The organism is Parabacteroides johnsonii DSM 18315 (assembly GCF_025151045.1).
Taxonomy (GTDB): Bacteria; Bacteroidota; Bacteroidia; order Bacteroidales; family Tannerellaceae; genus Parabacteroides; species Parabacteroides johnsonii.
Genome location: NZ_CP102285.1, coordinates 735,838 through 751,598, shown reverse-complemented (window position 1 = coordinate 751,598; position 15,761 = coordinate 735,838). Strand labels below are relative to the sequence as shown.

Annotated in this window: 10 protein-coding genes; 3 read left to right on the top strand and 7 right to left on the bottom strand. The window is 45.0% G+C overall.

Annotated features, from left to right (window positions below):
* The first annotated feature begins 4 nt into the window (after window positions 1–4).
* A complete protein-coding gene (locus NQ564_RS03280; RefSeq protein WP_008147354.1) occupies window positions 5–832 on the top strand; it encodes a transporter substrate-binding domain-containing protein in 828 nt (275 codons plus the stop codon).
* Between the two features lie 32 nt (window positions 833–864).
* On the opposite strand, the gene NQ564_RS03275 is transcribed toward NQ564_RS03280, so the two are convergent.
* Window positions 865–2,409: a PAS domain-containing sensor histidine kinase gene (locus tag NQ564_RS03275; protein WP_008147353.1), complete on the bottom strand. Its 1,545-nt coding sequence runs from the start codon at window positions 2,407–2,409 to the stop codon at window positions 865–867.
* A gap of 185 nt (window positions 2,410–2,594) precedes the next feature.
* Between NQ564_RS03275 and NQ564_RS03270 the strand changes: the two genes are divergently transcribed.
* Together NQ564_RS03270 and NQ564_RS03265 are read left to right on the top strand one after the other, a co-directional pair.
* Window positions 2,595–3,875 (top strand): DEAD/DEAH box helicase, encoded by a 1,281-nt coding sequence (locus NQ564_RS03270; protein WP_008158542.1) that lies wholly within the window; start codon window positions 2,595–2,597, stop codon window positions 3,873–3,875.
* 454 nt (window positions 3,876–4,329) lie between these two features.
* Window positions 4,330–5,934, top strand: a complete 1,605-nt coding sequence (locus NQ564_RS03265) for a helix-turn-helix domain-containing protein (protein WP_227963213.1) — start codon at window positions 4,330–4,332, stop codon at window positions 5,932–5,934.
* A gap of 63 nt (window positions 5,935–5,997) precedes the next feature.
* Here NQ564_RS03265 and rho read toward each other — a convergent pair whose 3' ends face one another.
* The 6 genes from rho to NQ564_RS03235 form a co-directional block, all read right to left on the bottom strand.
* A complete protein-coding gene (gene rho, locus NQ564_RS03260) occupies window positions 5,998–8,046 on the bottom strand; it encodes a transcription termination factor Rho (RefSeq protein ID WP_008147345.1) in 2,049 nt (682 codons plus the stop codon).
* Between the two features lie 182 nt (window positions 8,047–8,228).
* Window positions 8,229–9,563: a tRNA lysidine(34) synthetase TilS gene (gene tilS, locus NQ564_RS03255; RefSeq protein ID WP_008147342.1), complete on the bottom strand. Its 1,335-nt coding sequence runs from the start codon at window positions 9,561–9,563 to the stop codon at window positions 8,229–8,231.
* Between the two features lie 4 nt (window positions 9,564–9,567).
* Window positions 9,568–10,332 carry a zinc ribbon domain-containing protein gene (locus NQ564_RS03250; protein ID WP_008147340.1) on the bottom strand — a complete coding sequence of 255 codons (765 nt, stop codon included), beginning with the start codon at window positions 10,330–10,332 and terminating at the stop codon, window positions 9,568–9,570.
* A gap of 1 nt (window position 10,333) precedes the next feature.
* On the bottom strand, window positions 10,334–11,431 hold the full coding sequence (locus NQ564_RS03245) for a Nif3-like dinuclear metal center hexameric protein (protein WP_008147339.1): 1,098 nt from the start codon (window positions 11,429–11,431) through the stop codon (window positions 10,334–10,336).
* Between the two features lie 82 nt (window positions 11,432–11,513).
* Window positions 11,514–13,271: an aspartate--tRNA ligase gene (aspS, locus tag NQ564_RS03240; RefSeq protein WP_008147337.1), complete on the bottom strand. Its 1,758-nt coding sequence runs from the start codon at window positions 13,269–13,271 to the stop codon at window positions 11,514–11,516.
* Window positions 13,272–13,497: 226 nt separating this feature from the next.
* Window positions 13,498–15,741, bottom strand: coding sequence for a GH92 family glycosyl hydrolase (locus tag NQ564_RS03235; RefSeq protein ID WP_008147333.1), 2,244 nt, complete (start codon window positions 15,739–15,741; stop codon window positions 13,498–13,500).
* Window positions 15,742–15,761 lie beyond the last annotated feature (20 nt).

Genomic DNA, 15,761 nt, shown 5'->3' with positions numbered 1-15,761 from the left:
TTTTATGAAATCGAGGAAACTGATAGGAGTCTACATCGGACTGCTGATAATCGCCGTTGCAACCATGATCATGTTATGGCGCCTGAAAGCCATGTCGAAAGCAGAAGTCCTTCCACGCGATTATCCAGAGATCAAAGAAGAAGGAATCCTGCGGCTGGTGACCGAATACAATCAATCGGGGTATTATGTGGCAGGCGACACGATAGAAGGTTTCCAATATGAACTGAGCCAGGCTATCGCTCAACTATCAGGCCTGGAAGTACAGACACTTTTGGAGATGAGCCTGGCTGAAAGCTTCGATATGCTTGAAGATAACAAGTGCGATATTGTCGCCCGTAATATCCCGATCACCAGCGAGATCAAAGAAAAATATCTGTTCACTGAACCGATCATCCTCGACAAACAAGTCTTGATACAACGAACAGAAAAGGCCAATAACGGACTCAAACCCATCCGTAACCAGCTCGATCTGGCTGGCAAGACTTTATATATCCCGAAAGATTCTCCCGCCCAACTCAGGCTACAAAACTTAGGACATGAGATCGGCGATACGATTTACGTGATAGAAGACGAATTATACTCCGGGGAACAACTTGCCATCATGGTAGCCAAAGGAGACATCGATTATGCTGTCTGCGACCAACAGATAGCTGTCCTTTCTCAAAAACAGCTTCCGGAAATTGATATCAAAACAGACATAAGTTTCACGCAACTCCAATCCTGGGCAGTTCGTAAAGACTCTCCTATCCTACTCGACAGTCTGAACAGCTGGCTGGACCAGATACGCAAGAACGGTACATTCGACAAAATATACAAAAAATATTATAAATAATGTGACAGTAGTCCAATATTCCAATTGCTACATTATCCCTCATGTGACGGCAATACGAAAGAGAAAGTCGAACCGATCCCTAATTCGGATTCCACATGCATAGAGCCGCCCATTTTAGTTACCAGACCTTGGCAGATGGCAAGCCCCAAACCGATTCCTTCCACATAATCGTTCACTTTGACAAAGCGTGTGAAAAGGCTCTCCAGTTTATCTTTTGCGATACCGATTCCCGTATCCTTCACATAAAATTTCAGATGCTTATCCGGTAAACAGGTATATCCCAACGTGATACTACCCTGCTTGGTATTTTTAATCGCATTATTCGCCAGATTATTGATCAATTGTAACAGGCGGATACTATCGGTTCCGAAACGGCATGTACAACTGCCCTTTTCCAAAAACAACTGCACCCCTTCCGGCATACGGAGTTTGATAGAGGCAAATGTTGTATCCATCAGTTCGTTTATATCGACTGGTTCATAACTGATCTTGATGGCATCGGCTTCAATCTTGGACAGATCGAGAATATCGTTTATTAGTTGCATCAATAGCAGATTATTGGTCTTGATGATCTCATAATACCCCTTGCGCTCCTCATCCGAATCGGCAAAAGCCATCAATTCGGAAAAACCGGTGATCGCATTCAGCGGGGTACGGATCTCATGACTCATATCCGCCAGATATTTGGACTTCATCTTATCGGCAAGCTCCGCCTTATGCTTGGCTTCTTCCAGATTCAACTCCTGCCCTTTACGCTCCTGTATGTTGATCGTACATCCTAGGATCACAAGTGCTCTCCCCCGTTCATCCCGTTCATAAACGGTTGCCGACGATTCACGCCAATGATAATTGATCATTTCCGGATATTTCACACGTAACTCGATTTTTACTTCCGATATCTCTCCCGCACACAATTTCCGAAAAGCCTCATCGTGTCTCTCCCTGTCGTCAGGATGAACCCGGGCAGCAAATCGAGGCCATGAAATATCGATCAGTTCATCTTCTTTCCCCGGCAACCAGTTATTCACTTGGACAACCGCATCATCATAATTCCGTTTGCTGTCAGGATTTACAAATATGGAACAAAGACGGATGTCATTGGAATGTAGAGCCATCTTAGTCAGTACCTGCGAACGCCTCAAGGTATTTTCCATCTTGTTGCGGACCGTAACATCCCGCCATAAAGCCAGCAAAAGAGGTTTGCCATTACTCAAGGCAATCGGGAATTTCGTAACTTCAATATCCTTCCGGATACCATACGCGTCAGAAATCTTCCCACTAAATTCAATAGTCCTACCCGTCTCCATGACATCACGATCCAGCCCTAAACGCTCTTCTGCGGACATGATCGCATCAAAACGCAGCTCGAAATCATTATGCCCCTCAACTTCTTCCGTATCAATGCCGGTTATTTCTTCCATGAAGCGATTCCAATACAGATACCTGAAATCATCTTCCGCATCTTTTACAAAAACGCCTAACGGTAGTTTATCCAAAATCGTATTAATCAATTCATGTAATGAATCTTGCTTTTGTAAGATTGGCCGGATATCCTTCCTGCCATAAGTGCTGCCCATAACAAAATGCTTTAAAATGCTAATTTGGGTATAAAGATATTTATTTTTATCACAATCTCTCCTGGAAAACGTTACTAAAATCAATCTCTTCCTGAAAAAACACCTCTTTTGAAAGAAGAGCAGCGTTCTGTGTAATAAATATTGCCAAATATTATCTACCTTTACCGGGAATTTAATGATGAAAGATGAGATTTGACGAATTGGACTTAGAAGAGGCCGTATTGGATGGCCTTGACGCAATGAATTTTCTGGAGACAACTCCAGTACAGGAACTAACGATTCCGGTTATTTTGGAAGGGAAAGACATTATTGCCTGTGCACAGACTGGAACAGGAAAAACTGCGGCTTATGTGTTGCCGGTGATCAATGAACTCAGCAAAGGATTACATCCAGCCAATGCAATCAATGCCATTATCATGGCTCCCACACGCGAATTGGCCCAACAGATCGACCAGCAAATCGAAGGTTTCACCTACTTTGTCCCCGTTTCCGCCGTGGCCGTTTACGGAGGAACGGACGGCATTGCCTGGGAGCAACAAAAGCGGGGAATGGAAATGGGTGCTGATATTGTGATTGCTACCCCCGGACGTCTGTTGTCGCATATTAAGCTGGGCACTGTCGATCTGTCACAAGTTTCCTTCTTCATCCTGGACGAAGCGGACCGGATGCTCGACATGGGATTTTATGATGATATTATGCAGGTTTACAAGCTATTACCAGAAACCTGCCAAACCATCATGTTCTCCGCCACCATGCCTCCCAAGATCCGGACACTGGCTCAAACAATCTTGAAAAATCCGGAAGAAGTCAAAATAGCCATCTCCCGTCCACCCGAAACAATCATGCAAACGGCCTATGTCTGCTATGACATGCAGAAACTGCGCATACTGGAAGACCTGTTCTCACAGAGTCGTCCGCAGCGTGTCATCATATTTTCATCTTCGAAAATGAAAGTAAAAGAGCTAGCATCCACCCTCAAACGGATGAAGTTCAATGTGGCTGCCATGCATTCGGATCTTGAGCAGTCACAGCGTGAAGAAGTGATGAAAGAGTTCAAGAACGGGCGTATCGATATCCTCGTTGCCACTGATGTCGTTTCGCGCGGTATCGATATCAACGACATCAAACTGGTAATCAATTTCGACATACCCCACGATCCGGAAGACTACGTACACCGCATCGGCCGTACTGCCCGCGGAACAAACGGCGAAGGGCTGGCCATCACTTTCATTTCAACCGAAGAACAATTCCAATTCAAACGCATCGAAGAATTCTTGGATAAGGAAATCTACAAAATACCGATCGATCCTAAATTCGGAGAAACTCCTTTATACGAACCCGAAAAATATTCCAATATGCGCCGCGGTAGAGGACGCCCCCGTAAAGACGGTGGAAAAGGAAAAAGCAACAATCACCCCGGCGGCGGTAACCAGCGCCGTAGAGGTAGACCAAGAAAGGAAGCATAAGCTACATTTATAAATGGAGGTACCAAAACAAAAGCCTGCTAACAGATACAATTTAGGTACAGATTTCACAGAAAATACGGAAAGAAAATAAATTTACTCGTATAATTCCGTGAAATTTGTTCCTAAAAAATTGTGATAAAGTCGTTTGGACACCTTTATTTTTTAGTCATAAAAAGCCGCTGGTATGAATCAAAGCATGTTTGGTATCTCTCCAATTATATAGATTATACTCTGATGACATCTGTTTCATTTTTACTACCTTTGGGCCGAAAAACAGATTAATAAGAACATGAACAACCTTTACCATAGAATTCTTTTTACGTGGATAATCGTAATAAGCAACCTTGCCGGAATACATGCTTTTGCAGAAAACATATCTCTATCTGACAGCCTGATAACAGATGATTATGTGTACGAATATACCTTTTCTGATTTTGATAAGGCACAACAAATTATGGAGAAACTAAGGGAACGGAAAACTCTTTCACCACATCGTATGGATATTGTGGAAGGAGACTTATACTTTAATACAGGCAAGTACTACCAAGCCTTAAAGTTTTATAAGCGGGCATTGGAAAGCGATTCTGTAAAAGCGAACGATAAGCTGTATATGGAACAGGTTCACCGAATGATTTCGAGTTACGACTGCCTGCATGACGAGCTGAAGAAAGCTGACTACGTAAAGCTGTTGTTACAAAAAGCAAAAGCATGCGGAAATAAAGAAATGGAATCGATAGCATTGTTCAACATGGGTAAAATGATTTATTATCAAGAAGATAAAAAACAGGGATACGAATTGATGAACGAAGCCATCGAACTAATGAAAAACACTGATTACAAGTATAAATATGACAATCTTCGATATAATTATAACACGCTGCTAATCATGCAGCAACGGGACAATCAGTATGAAAAAGCACTAAAGACTCTCGATCTGCTAGAGGAAATCGTGACAAAGGATATGGAGGGGACAACGGATATCGGCAGCCTGACAGACAAGGAGAAAAAGACGATGTACGCCCAACGCGCACTCATCCTCTCACGTTTGGGTAGGATGCAGGAAGCGGACGAAGCGTATCGAGCCTGGCTGGCAATCGGAGATACTTATAGCAAAGATGATTATCTGATTATTCCTTACCTGATGGACAGAAAGCTCTATGACAAGGTAATCGAGATGAATAAGGCACATGAAGATTTCTTATACACTCATAATGACACAGTCACTTACCACATGAGAACGATCAAGCGTTCACTTGGAGATGCCTATGAAAAGAAAAAAGAGTATAAAGAGGCGGCCAAATATTTCAAGGACCTCGCCATTTTAATAGATAGTCTGAAAGTGCGGGAACAAAAAAGTTCAGCCTTGGAACTGGCCAAAATCTATGAGACACACGAAAAAGATATGCAAATAAAAGAACAAAAGGCCAAACTCGAAGAGCAACACATCATATTGGTTGCAATATTGGGAGTATTATTCCTCGCCGGACTGGCATTCTATCTGGTTATTCGTCATCTACGTGCAATCAAACGCAAGAATCGTTTCCTAGCCAGACAGATCGACAGCCAATTGGCTTACCGGGAAGAACTGCATAAGGCTAACGAAGAAATCAAACAGCTGTTAAAACAGCAACATGAGCCGTCTCTTCCGATAGCAAGCGGGAAACAAACACAATCCAGAGAAAAGGAAGAAGATTATGGCGACATACGAACGTCAGCAGAAGACAAAAAGCTATTTGAAGAACTGGACCGCCTGGTCGAAGAGGATAAACTGTTCTTGGACCCGAACATATCCAGGGAACTGCTACTGAACCAACTCCATATTTCCAAAAACACGTTCGCCCAATTGATCCAAGCATATAGCGGAACAAACTTTAGCGGATATATCAATAACAAGCGCTTGGACTATTCCATCCACCTACTCAAAGACTACAAAAGATACACGATAGAGGCCGTAGCTACCGATTCCGGCTTCAGCAACGTCCGCAGCTTCTACCGTATCTTTCGTGAAAAGTATGGTATGACCCCCTCAGAATACAGGAACACATTTGAGAAAGAATAAATAAAAAAGGGGGGAGAGCAAAATGTGCTTGTCCCCCCTCTATAAATATCGGGAATCTCCTATTTATCCGTTCATCGAAGCCAGGAACTCCATATTATCAAATGTCTGCTCCATGCGTTTCTTGACAAATTCCATAGCCTCCATAGAGTTCATATCGGCTAAGTACTTACGCAAAATCCACATACGGTTTACCGTACTTTCATCCTGCAACAGATCGTCGCGACGCGTGCTGGACGCCGTGATATCGACAGCCGGATAAACACGTTTGTTCGCCAGTTTGCGATCCAACTGCAATTCCATATTCCCCGTTCCTTTGAATTCTTCAAAGATCACATCGTCCATCTTCGAACCGGTTTCTGTCAATGCCGTTGCCAGGATTGTCAAACTACCACCGTTTTCGATGTTACGGGCAGCCCCGAAGAAACGTTTTGGTTTCTGCAAAGCATTCGCATCCACACCACCGGAGAGAACCTTTCCAGAAGCCGGTTGAACCGTATTGTAAGCACGAGCCAAACGCGTGATAGAGTCTAACAGGATCACGACATCATGGCCACATTCCACCATACGTTTAGCCTTGTTCAGAACGATCTCTGCGATCTTCACATGGCGTTCAGCCGGTTCGTCGAAAGTAGATGCGATCACTTCGGCATCTACACTACGAGCCATATCGGTTACCTCCTCAGGACGTTCGTCGATCAACAGGATAATCATATACACTTCAGGGTGGTTGGAAGCAATCGCATTGGCAATATCTTTCAACAGCATTGTCTTACCGGTCTTCGGCTGGGCTACAATCAGACCACGTTGTCCTTTACCGATCGGTGAAAACAAGTCAACTACACGTACGGCGATATTGTCGTACACTTTCGGAGACTTACGGGCCGTCAACATGAATTTTTCGTCCGGGAAAAGAGGGGTCAGATGATCGAAAGGAACGCGGTCGCGAACCTCTTCCGGCGTACGGCCATTGATCTTGTCTACTTTAACAAGCGGGAAATATTTTTCACCTTCCTTCGGAGGACGGATAGCACCCTCCACCACGTCACCAGTCTTCAAGCCAAACAACTTGATCTGCGATTGTGATACATAAATATCATCCGGGGAAGTCAGGTAGTTATAATCAGAAGAACGCAGGAAACCATATCCGTCAGGCATCATTTCCAACACACCTACCCCTGTCAGTATACCGTCAAACTCATACTGTTTTTCCTGCACAGCATTGTTGTTATTATTGTTGCGCTGGTTGTTATGATTATTCTGATTGTTCTGTCTATTGTTATTCTGACGAGCATTGTTCTGCTGAGCGGCTGCAGGTTGTTCTGCCTGTGCCTTCGGTTCCGGTTTTACAGGTGTAGAAGAGAATGGGAAAAGCTGATCGAGAACCGATTTGGTGTCCGGATGACGGAATACCACACGTTTAGGTTCATCAACCGGAGTCGAAGCCGGCGCATCAGTTTCCACTACAGCCGGCTCTTCCGTTACCTCGGGAGCAATTTCCGCCGGAAGCTCTCCGTTGTCCGATTCCACCACAACGGGAGGAAGCAACGGTTTCTCTACAGGCTTGTCAGTCTTCTTAACCATTTTCTTTGCTGCTGGTTTTACCGTTTCAGTAGGAACATCGGCAGTTGTGTCATTTACTTGAACTAGAGCTTCGGATACAGGAGCATTGACTGAAACCGTGCTTTTAGAAACGACTGCTTCTTCGTTTTTCTGGACAGGAACAGCAGCCGCAGCCACTTTTTCTTTCTTGTCAATACGTGTCCGTCTTTTACGTTCGGGCTGTTCCGGAGCCTCTGAGGCGACCTCTTCTGTCGAAACTTCAACAGGTGTGGCGGGAGCAACAGCTTTTGTTTTGGCATCAGCTTTTGCGCCTTTTGGAGCCGCGGCTTTTGTTTTCTTAGCCTTAGTCTGCCTTTCTGCTTTCTTTGCTTCCTTTTCTTTCTCCTTTTCAGCCTGGATGCCAGCGTATGAAATGGCCTGTTCGTCAAGAATCCTGTATACAAGTTCCTCTTTCTTAAGAGAACTTACTTTTTTAATACCTAACTCTTCCGCTATACTTTGCAACTCAGGAAGGAGTTTTTCATTTAGTTCTAGAATGTTATATTTTTGCATAATGCGAAGTGAATAATAAAAACGACGTACTACACGACCTGGCACGGCACGTGTACAACGCAATCATTGTATCTTTTATAATTTGATAATTAATAATTTCATGTGAAAACCGGATTGTTGAGCTAATTTGAATCATTAGTAACACATCTGCGGAGTAAATCTTTGCAAATGTAATAATATTTTTACTTACTCTCGCTTTTTGTCGAAAAAAAATTCACAACTAACACACTTTTAGTTGTTTTGTCCAAGCAAAAACGATCATCGGAGCGTTCCCCTACAATCCAGATAACAGCGTCTCCGCTGCATAAAAGCCAAGTTCGTTCTTTATCGAAACGGCTGAACTTATGATCCGAAAAATAATCGCTTAATTTCTTCCGCCCTTTCATGCCAAAAGGGATAAACCAATCTCCCTCTTTCCATGTACGCAGGGTAAGTGGAAAGGACAGTTTGTCGTAATCAAAATAGGCGATATTTTTGTCTTTCCGGATATGGAAATCTTTCTTAATAACAATCTTCTCAAAAGAAAGTTCAACAGGACCGGACCAAACTTTCTCACCACCGGTCAGTGTATATTCACAAACCTCTTCCTTTACAAGGGGAGACAACAATAAATAGTCCCGATCTTTTATCAACCGGTGTGTAGAAGAGAAAAAAGTTTTACCCGATTCTTTCGTCAGGGACAAATAAACATCCTCTGCCACCTGACGAGTAAAGTCATAGGTCTTGAGCAACTCATATAAAATCGCATCAGGTGACGGGTAATGCATTAGGGTGGCAATAGAAAGGCGGTCTCCTTGCTTGACCACGGTATTCCTCGCCTCTTCCACCACATGCAGATAAATGGCTTCAACAGCCGACAGATGTTCAGATGTACGGGCTATCGAATTTTTCACAGAAGGATTGATTTCCTTCAGAAGCGGAAGGACACGCAAGCGGATAAAATTCCGCGTATAGGCATCGGAAAGATTAGTGCTATCAGTCACATACCTCAAACCGCGTCTGGCAAGCCATTCCAAAATATCCTCACGGCTCACGGCAAGCAAGGGACGCACCACAAAACCATTTTTAGGACGAATCCCACTCAGACCTCGGATACCGGTTCCGCGTACCAGATTCATCAAAAGCGTTTCCACACTGTCGTCACGATGATGAGCTACCGCAATAGCCTGCGCTCCAGTCGCGACCCGTTGTTCTTCAAACCAGTCATAGCGCAACTCGCGGGCAGCCATTTCAATGGAAAGACGACGGCTGGCCGCATATTTCCGGGTATCGAAGTCCGTCATCAAGAAAGGGACATCCAGTTTTCGGGCATACTCTCTTACAAACTGTTCGTCACGCAGGGATTCGTCTCCCCGCAAATGAAAATTACAATGCGCCACAGTACAGGAATAGCCCGACTCCACCAAAATGGTGAGTAGGGCTATTGAATCTGCTCCGCCACTTACACCGACCAAAACCGGACGGTTTTCCGTAAGCAGCCGATATTTCTCTATATATGCACGGACAACATCGCGCATCCGATTATTCTTCTACACCTGCCAATTCAGGATCGATCATGATACGACCACAGTATTCGCAAACGATCACTTTTTTACGCAACTTGATATCCAACTGTTTCTGAGGTGGAATCTTGTTGAAACAACCACCGCAGGCACCACGCTGCACATATACGACAGCCAAACCGTTACGTGCTCCCTTGCGGATACGTTTAAAAGCAGTTAATAGACGTGGTTCAATATTCGCTTCCAGCTTCTTTGCTTTTTCGCGCAGTCTCTCTTCGTCCTGCTTGGTTTCGGAAATGATCTGTTCCAGCTCACTCTGTTTTTGAACCAAATCAGCTTTACGGCCTTCCAGTCTTTCGGACAGTTCAGCTATCTCTTCCTTCTTACGGTTGATCGCTTCACCAAATTCACGAATCTTCTTTTCAGAGAACTCGATTTCAAGTCCCTGAAACTCTATTTCTTTTGACAAGTTGTCGAACTCACGGTTGTTACGCACGTTATCCAACTGCGTTTTATATTTTTCAATCAGACCGGTTGACTCCGTAATCTTATGTTTCTGTTCTACAACAGCATTCTCAAAGTCTTTAATTTCTGACTGATAGTTCTGAAGACGTGTTTCCAGACCTGCGATCTCATCTTCCAAGTCCTGTACTTCCAAAGGAAGTTCTCCGCGAAGTGTTTTGATCTTATCAATTTCAGTCATCATCGTCTGAAGCTGATACAGCGTAGAAAGCTTTTCTTCAACTGTAATCTCTTTTTCAGCTGATTGTTTATCTGTAGCCATTCTATAAATATTTTACCGGGTTTGAATTAACATTCGAAAAATGTACCGCAAAGGTAGGGAATTTTTTCGATATTATGTTATAAAAGATGTCTTTTGTACAGACTTCACTTTCATAATGACCAATAACCGCCAGCAGAATCCGGTCTTCCACATCGTAAAAGTCATTATATTTAGCCTCTCCCGTAATGAAAACGTCCGCACCGTAATTGATTGCGTCTTTGATCAGGAAAGCACCACTCCCCCCGCATAAGGCAACTTCCCGTATCGGCTTGCCTGTCAAGGCAGAATGCTTCACGCATCCCACTTGAAACAACTCTTTGATCCGTTGCAGGAAAACCAGTTCCCCCTCTTCTTCGGGCAACTCTCCCACCACCCCTGAACCGACCTGGTTCCAGGCATTATCCAAAGGATAGAAATCGAACACCGGTTCTTCATAAGGATGGACGGAAAGCAATGCACGAGTCACCGTCGATTTACGGAAAGCAGGCAATATCGTTTCGATACGGATTTCCGGCTCCATATGCAACTCACCTATTTCACCACAGAACGGATTCGTCCCTTCACCGGCACGAAAAGTTCCACTCCCTGGCTGATTAAAGCTACAGGAATCATAGTCGCCTATCGTTCCGGCTCCCGCATTGAACAAAGTTGTCCTCACCAAATCAGCATAAGCTTCCGGTACAAAAGTAACCAGCTTCAACAAAGCACCTTTCTGTGGGCTCAGGACACGGACATTTTCCAGTCCGATCAGTTCTGCCAAACGGAAATTCACACCTCCTGCTGCATTATCAAGATTGGTATGGGCAGCATAGATCACCAAATCATACTTACAGGCTTTCACCATACACCGCTCGATATAGGTCGAACCGGTCAGGGATTTGAATGCTTTAAAGGCCAAAGGATGATGAGAAATAATCAGGTTACACCCCATCTCTATCGCCTCGTCCACTACATCTTCGGTGACGTCGAGACAAAGAAGCACACCGGTAGCAAGCTGATTCACATCACCGACCTGCACACCTGCATTGTCAAAGCTCTCCTGCAATGGCAACGGAGCGTATTGTTCAATCTCTTTCAATATATCCTTAACCCTTAACATAATCAATATTTATAACTAAATCAATTTGCCAAAGGCCAATGAATAATTCATTAGCATACCGGCAAATTGATCTATTGATATATTATTCCTTAATATCTACTTTCAGGCATAATTCTTCCAACTGCGAATCATCCAGTTGCCCGGGTGCATCCAACATGACATCGCGACCGGAGTTGTTTTTCGGAAACGCGATACAGTCACGGATAGAATCCAAGCCGGCAAACAAAGATACCCAACGGTCCAAACCATAAGCCAGACCACCGTGAGGAGGTGCACCATATTTGAAGGCATTCATCAAGAAGCCGAAACGCTCCTGCGCCTTTTCTTCGGTAAAGCCCAACAACTGGAACATCTTATCCTGTAACTTGCTGTCATGGATACGGATGGAACCTCCACCCACTTCGACACCATTGATCACCATATCGTATGCATTCGCACGAACGGCTCCCGTATCGCTATCCAGCAACGGAATATCTTCAGGCTTAGGAGAAGTAAACGGATGGTGCATTGCATAGAAACGCTGATCTTCTTCGCTCCACTCGAACAGCGGGAAATCGATCACCCACAGACAAGCAAACTTATTCTTGTCACGCAAGCCTAACTGACCGGCCACTTCCAGACGTAATTCGCAAAGTTGTTTACGAGTCTTCATTGCGTCGTCACCGGAAAGGATCAGGATCAGGTCACCCGGTTTTGCACCGAAGGCTTCTTTCATCTGCTGCAAAACTTCCTGTGTATAGAATTTGTCTACGCTCGACTTCACATTGCCGTCGGCTTCCACACGGGCATACACCATGCCCTTTGCACCGATCTGCGGACGCTTTACAAATTCGGTCAGCGCATCCAGTTGCTTACGCGTATAAGAAGCCGCCCCTTCCGCACAGATACCGCCGACATAAGCAGCGTTATCGAATACGGAGAAACCATGTCCCTTCATGATATCCATCAGTTCGACGAACTTCATATCGAAACGCAGATCCGGCTTGTCGCTTCCGTAATATTTCATGGCGTCATGCCAACTGATACGCGGAAACGCCTCTTTTATATCAACGCCACGAATCACCTTGAACAGATGCTTGGCCATTCCTTCGAAAATATTCAACACATCTTCCTGTTCCACAAAACTCATTTCACAGTCGATCTGTGTAAATTCAGGCTGACGGTCTGCACGCAAGTCTTCGTCCCGGAAGCACTTTACGATCTGGAAATAACGGTCGAAGCCGGAAACCATCAGCAACTGCTTCAACGTCTGCGGTGACTGCGGCAATGCGTAGAACTGTCCAGGATTCATGCGGGAAGGTACGACAAAGTCACGTGCCCCTTCAGGCGTAGAGTTTACCAGCACTGGAGTTTCCACTTCCAGGAACCCCTGCTTATCCAGATAGTTACGAACCTCGAAAGCCATACGATGACGCAGTTCCAAGTTCTTGCGGACGGCGTTGCGACGCAGATCCAGATAACGGTATTTCATACGCAGGTCGTCACCGCCGTCCGTATCGTCTTCAATCGTGAAAGGAGGAGTCACAGCAGCATTCAGGATATTCAGGTTTGAAACGATGATTTCGATCTCGCCGGTAGGAATATTCGGATTTTTGCTGGAACGTTCGCGAACGGTTCCCGTTACCTGAATAACATATTCGCGTCCCAGTTTATTTGCTTTCTCACAAAGAGCAGCATCAACTTCCTGGTTAAACACCAATTGCGTAATACCGTAACGGTCGCGGATATCCACAAACGTCATACCACCCATCTTACGGGTTTTCTGTACCCAGCCGGCCAGCGTAATCACCAAGCCTTCGTCAGCGAGACGCAGGTCGCCACATGTTCTTGTTCTATACATATAATATGGATTAAACTATTATTTTCAAACTATGGCTGCAAAGATAATAATATATAAGGACGTTATTACCAAATCCACCGAAAAACCGGATTGCCGTACCGAAATATTTTAAGGGAAAAAGAGTTTCATTAGTATGGAACAAAAGTTTTCCTTGCATGAAACAAAAGTTCCCTGCCTATGAAACTAAAATTTCATCGGCAGGGAACACTTCTTATCTGGTATCCTATTAATGTTTACTATCCAATGTGAACCGCAACGTCCCGGCGTTCACCAGTTCCTGTTGCGAGACCGTATAGCCTTTCAGCTTCTTGCCATCGACCGTCACCTCCTTAATATAAATATCATCCGGTGTCCGGTGTCCGGATTCGATCACCAGACTGCCTTTCGGATAGAACTTCTCATCCAGCCGGATCGTCACCTTGTTGAAAGTAGGGGAAGTCAGAACATAATCCAGATCACCGGGACAGGCCGGATAGAATCCCATCATTGAGAAGATTGCCCAGGTAGACATCGTACCCGTATCGTCGTTACCAGGAAGTCCGTTCGGAGCATTATGATAATATTTACCCAACAATTCACGAACCAATTTCTGCGTACGCCAAGCTTCCCCCTTGAAATAGCTGAAGAGGTACGGATAGGCGATATCCGGCTCGTTTGCCATATCGTAGTATCCTTTGTCGAAGACCATCTGCAATTTATCGACAAACTTTTTCTGTCCGCCCATCAGTTTGGCAAGGCCTTTGATATCGTGAGGGACATAGAACGTGTAATTCCAGGCATTTCCTTCATGGAAACCGGGACTCGGTTCAAAGTTCTCCCCCTGCTTCGGATCGAAAGGAGAATAGAACGTGCCGTCGGGCAAGATGGGACGAAGCGTACCGAACTCCTTGCAATAGTAATGCTTATATCCCATAGCTCGTTCCCGGAACAGCTTGGCGTCTTCCTTCTTTCCCAAAGCATCCGCCAACAACGATAAATTCCAGTCGGCGATATAATATTCCAAAGCATGCGAAACCGAATTATCATACTGTTCGCGCAAGGGAACGTAGCCTTTGCTCATATAATCGTTATTGTCCGGGCGGAGCAGGTTGAACTCGCCGGGGGTAGTAGCGCCCTTGCGCATGCCTTCGTAAGCAGTCTCAATATCGTAATCTCGCAAACCACGCATATAAGCATCTACTATATAAGGAATAGACGGATCACCTTCCATCGTCAGCGTCTCGCGTCCGAACAGTTCCCACTTCGGGAGCCATCCGCTTTCCTTATACATGTCGATCATGGTACGGATGATGTCGAGTTGCTTTTCCGGATAAAGCAACGTCATCAGCGTACTCACATTGCGATAGGTATCCCAGAGTGAAAAGACCGTATAGCGGTTTCCGTCCGTATGGCCGACTTTCAAGCTTTCCATCATCGGATACTCACCATTCACGTCCTGGATGATATTCGGATGGATCAGCAGGTGATACATGGCAGTATAGAAAATCGTTTTATCATCGTTCGTCCCGCCTTCCACCATCACACGCGACAGATCGTCATTCCACATCCTGCCGGCAGCCGCACGCACCTTATCGAAATTGAAATCCGGCTGTTCGGTGTTCATATTCAGGCGGGCATTCTCGATGCTGACAAACGAGACGCCCATTTTTACTTCGATCACCTCGTTTTCTTCGGTATCATACTTGAACCAGACGCCGATGTCGTCACCGCTCATCTCACGGTCGTACTTCGTATACAATTTATATTTGCCGGAATAGGCATCCCATTCCGCCTCCACTCCCTTCATCTCGCGTTGCTTCTTCCAATAACCGGCCTGCTTGGGGGCTTTGCTGAGCTTCATCACGAAATAGATCGGGAAAACGGCTTGCGGGTTATAACAAAATGTACCAAGCAACTTACTTCCCTCTATTTCCGTATCGCTTACCATACGGACGGTCGCACCGGTTTCATTCGTCAGCCCTTCACCCAAATTCAAGAGGATATTCCCCTGCCCTTTCGGGAAAGTGAAACGTGTCAGGCCGGTGCGCATGGAGGCAGTGGCTTCCGTCTTGATATTATATTTCGTCAGGCTATTGCTGTAATAGCCGGGGTGAGCGACCTCGTTCTTATATTCACTACCGTATTCATGATAATCCACATTCAGTTCTCCGGAAGTAGGCATCAGCAACAAGCTTCCCATCTCCGGACAGCCGACACCACTTAGGTTGACATGCGCATAGCCTGTGAAAAAATTATTATCCGCCGAATAAGGAGTGGACCACCACTGGCTATCCTTGTCAAATTTATTACTTTTCGACCCCATCACATTGAAGGGGGTAACACTCATCATTCCCTGGGGGCAAATCGCACCGGGATTAGTCGTCCCGTAGTTGCTTGTCCCGATAAACGGATTCACATAATCTACCGGCTGTTGTGCGAAAACCAGCGCAGAACAGCAACTCAATAGAAAAGAGAACAACAATACTTTCATATTTCTTATTTTTTATTTTT